Raw genomic sequence first — 1,420 nt, forward strand, 5'->3', positions numbered from 1 at the left:
TGGTAATGTCGGTATTAAGGAGGATAAAATCAATATTTAATAAAGATTCGGTAAATCCGTTTGAAGTATTTTATAAAAAACATTTTCATTGTACTGAACATTCATATAGCACCAGGTTGCAGCTATTGACAGAATGTCCTGTGTATGATATATATATGTCAGGCAGTGACCAAGTATGGAATCCACAGTATATAGGTTTTGATACTAGTTTCTTACTTGATTTTGCTCCTGAGGGAGCAAGAAGAATTTCTTATGCTTCAAGTTTCACAATAAACAAATTGCCATACGTATTCAACAACGTATATAAAAATGAGTTGATGAAATTTGCCCATGTATCAGTACGTGAACGTTCGGGTATAAAGATAGTAAAAGAGCTAACAGGTAAGGATAGTGTAAATGTATGTGACCCAACATTGTTGTTATCAGCAGATCAATGGAGTGTATTGGCAGAACAATCAATGTTCAAGACTGACCAACACTATATCTTGGTTTACCTTATGGCCTATGCTTATAATCCATATCCTGATGTATTTGATTATATAGACAGAGTTTACAAACAGCTCAATCTCCCGATAGTGTTCTTTAATGAACCATGTGAACATAAAGGGAGATATAAAGAGATAAGCGTTCATATTAAGGGACCCAATGAATTTCTCTATTTGTTTTCCCATGCAGACTATGTTATTACTGATTCTTTCCATGGAACTGCATTTTCGTTGATATTTCAGAAACCGTTTATTACATGCATTCAAAGTCATGATAGTATTGATTCTCGAGTTGTTGACTTACTGAAAGAAATAGGTGGAATAAATCATGCCAAAGTATATAATAACTGTAGTGATATTGAAATACCATTTGGAGAATTAGAAAATCAAATTTTGTTAAATATTACAGGGCTAAAAAATAAATCACTTAAATATTTAATTAATAGTTTAAACAAATGAGAAAACCATTTTTTTCAATAATTATTGCAGCTTATAATCTTGGAAAACTTGTTACTCAAGCAATAGATTCTTGTATAAATCAAAAAGGGATAGGAAATTCCGAATATGAGATTTTAGTTTATAATGATGGGTCAACAGATGATACGTTGCAATATATAGAGGATTTTAAAGATAGTGCAAATGTCAAAATTATCAATCAGACAAATGTCGGATTATCAGCAACTCGAAATCGTGGTATAGAAGATGCCAAAGGTGAATACCTTCTTTTTCTCGATGGTGATGATTGGTTGGATTATAATGCTCTATCAATTTTAAAGAGTAGTATTGATGGTGATACATTAATTATATTTCCAATGAATTATTATTATTCTACAAATCACGTGGAAAAGCGAGGATATAACCTAGAAGAAAAAATCTATAACTCAAAGGATTTGTTGAAAGCAACGTTGGGGCATTCTCAATTTCAAACAATCCAT

Annotated in this window: 2 protein-coding genes; both read left to right on the forward strand. The window is 31.5% G+C overall.

All coding sequences use genetic code 11. The features are described 5' to 3' along the window. Positions 1–944: polysaccharide pyruvyl transferase family protein (locus CIK90_RS02165; protein ID WP_094464235.1), on the forward strand; the 944-nt coding region annotated here is incomplete at its 5' end. Then, positions 941–1,420: glycosyltransferase family A protein (locus CIK90_RS02170; protein WP_144007198.1), on the forward strand; the 480-nt coding region annotated here is incomplete at its 3' end. The genes CIK90_RS02165 and CIK90_RS02170, both read left to right, overlap by 4 nt.

The organism is Prevotella sp. P5-126, from assembly GCF_002251185.1.
In the GTDB taxonomy this organism is placed as follows: domain Bacteria; phylum Bacteroidota; class Bacteroidia; order Bacteroidales; family Bacteroidaceae; genus Prevotella.